The sequence below is a fragment of the Streptomyces sp. AC555_RSS877 genome, from assembly GCF_019049245.1.
Classification (GTDB): domain Bacteria; phylum Actinomycetota; class Actinomycetes; order Streptomycetales; family Streptomycetaceae; genus Streptomyces.
Window position 1 is genome coordinate 1 of sequence record NZ_JAGMUK010000045.1, and the last position, 1847, is coordinate 1847.

Below are 1847 nucleotides of genomic sequence, written 5' to 3' on the forward strand. Positions count from 1 at the left end.
GATGGGTAGGGGAGCGTCGTCTGCCGGGTGAAGCAGCCGCGTAAGCGAGTTGTGGACGGTTGACGAGTGAGAATGCAGGCATGAGTAGCGATACACACGTGAGAAACGTGTGCGCCGATTGACTAAGGGTTCCTGGGTCAAGCTGATCTGCCCAGGGTAAGTCGGGACCTAAGGCGAGGCCGACAGGCGTAGTCGATGGATAACCGGTTGATATTCCGGTACCCGCTGTGAAGCGTCAAACATTGAATCAGGCGATGCTAAGTCCGTGAAGCCGTTCCGGACCCTTCGGGGAAAGGAAAGTGGTGGAGCCGACGGACCAGACTTGTAGTAGGTGAGTGATGGGGTGACGCAGGAAGGTAGTCCATCCCGGGCGGTGGTTGTCCCGGGGTAAGGGTGTAGGCCGAGTGGTAGGTAAATCCGCCGCTCATTGAGGCTGAGACCTGATGCCGAGCCGATTGTGGTGAAGTGGATGATCCTATGCTGTCGAGAAAAGCCTCTAGCGAGTTTCATGGCGGCCCGTACCCTAAACCGACTCAGGTGGTCAGGTAGAGAATACCGAGGCGTTCGGGTGAACTATGGTTAAGGAACTCGGCAAAATGCCCCCGTAACTTCGGGAGAAGGGGGGCCATCACCGGTGATCCGTTTTACACGGTGAGCTGGGGGTGGCCGCAGAGACCAGCGAGAAGCGACTGTTTACTAAAAACACAGGTCCGTGCGAAGCCGTAAGGCGATGTATACGGACTGACGCCTGCCCGGTGCTGGAACGTTAAGGGGACCGGTTAGTCCGACTTCGGTCGGGCGAAGCTGAGAACTTAAGCGCCAGTAAACGGCGGTGGTAACTATAACCATCCTAAGGTAGCGAAATTCCTTGTCGGGTAAGTTCCGACCTGCACGAATGGCGTAACGACTTCTCGACTGTCTCAACCATAGGCCCGGTGAAATTGCACTACGAGTAAAGATGCTCGTTTCGCGCAGCAGGACGGAAAGACCCCGGGACCTTTACTACAGTTTGATATTGGTGTTCGGTTCGGCTTGTGTAGGATAGCTGGGAGACTGTGAAGCTTGGACGCCAGTTCAGGTGGAGTCGTCGTTGAAATACCAGTCTGGTCGTGCTGGATGTCTAACCTGGGTCCGTGATCCGGATCAGGGACAGTGTCTGATGGGTAGTTTAACTGGGGCGGTTGCCTCCTAAAGAGTAACGGAGGCGCCCAAAGGTTCCCTCAGCCTGGTTGGCAATCAGGTGTTGAGTGTAAGTGCACAAGGGAGCTTGACTGTGAGACCGACGGGTCGAGCAGGGACGAAAGTCGGGACTAGTGATCCGGCGGTGGCTTGTGGAAGCGCCGTCGCTCAACGGATAAAAGGTACCCCGGGGATAACAGGCTGATCTTCCCCAAGAGTCCATATCGACGGGATGGTTTGGCACCTCGATGTCGGCTCGTCGCATCCTGGGGCTGGAGTCGGTCCCAAGGGTTGGGCTGTTCGCCCATTAAAGCGGTACGCGAGCTGGGTTTAGAACGTCGTGAGACAGTTCGGTCCCTATCCGCTGCGCGCGCAGGAATATTGAGAAGGGCTGTCCCTAGTACGAGAGGACCGGGACGGACGAACCTCTGGTGTGCCAGTTGTCCTGCCAAGGGCATGGCTGGTTGGCTACGTTCGGGAGGGATAACCGCTGAAAGCATCTAAGCGGGAAGCCTGCTTCGAGATGAGTATTCCCACCCCCTTGAGGGGTTAAGGCTCCCAGTAGACGACTGGGTTGATAGGCCGGATATGGAAGCACGGTAACGTGTGGAGTTGACCGGTACTAATAGGCCGAGGGCTTGTCCTCAGTTGCTCGCGTCCACTGTGTT

1 rRNA gene is annotated in these 1847 nt (G+C 56.7%); it reads left to right on the forward strand.

From position 1 onward, the window contains the following. Positions 1-1825 (forward strand): 23S ribosomal RNA (locus tag KUM49_RS20510); the annotation flags it as partial. Positions 1826-1847: the final 22 nt, after the last annotated feature.